The organism is Candidatus Clostridium eludens, assembly GCF_045310515.1.
GTDB lineage: Bacteria > Bacillota > Clostridia > Clostridiales > Clostridiaceae > Clostridium_B > Clostridium_B eludens.
Map to the genome: position 1 here is coordinate 1 of NZ_JBJHZX010000137.1, position 796 is coordinate 796.

The window sequence follows — 796 nt, forward strand, 5'->3', positions numbered from 1 at the left end:
CCTTCAATTATCCCAGCAGCTCTAAGTTTTTGTAGATGCTGAGAAATGGTTGATTGAGGAACATTTAAACAGTTTTGCATATGACTAACATTACACTCTCCGTTATCTAAGAGACCCTTTACTATACAGATTCTTACTGGATGTGCTAATACTTTAAGTATCTCAGCAATTTCATTATATTTATTAAAATTTTTATCTATGATTTTTCCCTCCTCATTAAAGTTTTTATATCGTTATATCTTCATATAACGATATATTGACTTAAAAAATAATAGCTTTTTTAAAGCAATTATTATATTTGAATAGTGTTATATTGAGGTAGGATAGCTTATAATAATCTATCTTCCGGTGTATACTTTCCACTTAGTTCATATCTTTATAATTATAGTATTTTACTTAAAGTTTCATAAGTATAATCTATAATTTCAGCGCAACTAACACCATTTTTCTTTAAATCTTTGCAAAGTTCTGTTCCATACTTTCCCTTTATATTTGTTATTAACTCTTTTACATACTTTCTAGCGTCATTTGCCTCATCATTGTTTTCTCTTCCCATCAATGAACCTATTATTACTGCTGCCCCTCCTATAGATCCACATAAACTTCCTACAGTATATCCAGCTCCCATACTACTACCAAGGCTTATTGGTATATTAGTATTATGTCCTTCATTGTAGCTTTTTATTATAGCCTCACCACATGTAAATCCTTGCTTATGATATTCTGATGCCTTTGTCATATTAACAACTCCTCTATATATTATTATCTCTTAATAATCTTATATATCGTTATATTC

Annotated in this window: 2 protein-coding genes; both read right to left on the minus strand. The window is 29.3% G+C overall.

The features are described from left to right. Positions 1-200: ArsR/SmtB family transcription factor (locus ACJDU8_RS25560; protein ID WP_406795003.1), on the minus strand; the 200-nt coding region annotated here is incomplete at its 3' end. A 182-nt stretch (positions 201-382) separates the two neighbouring features. Next, positions 383-739, minus strand: a complete 357-nt coding sequence (locus ACJDU8_RS25565; protein ID WP_406795002.1) for a C-GCAxxG-C-C family (seleno)protein — start codon at positions 737-739, stop codon at positions 383-385. Positions 740-796: the final 57 nt, after the last annotated feature.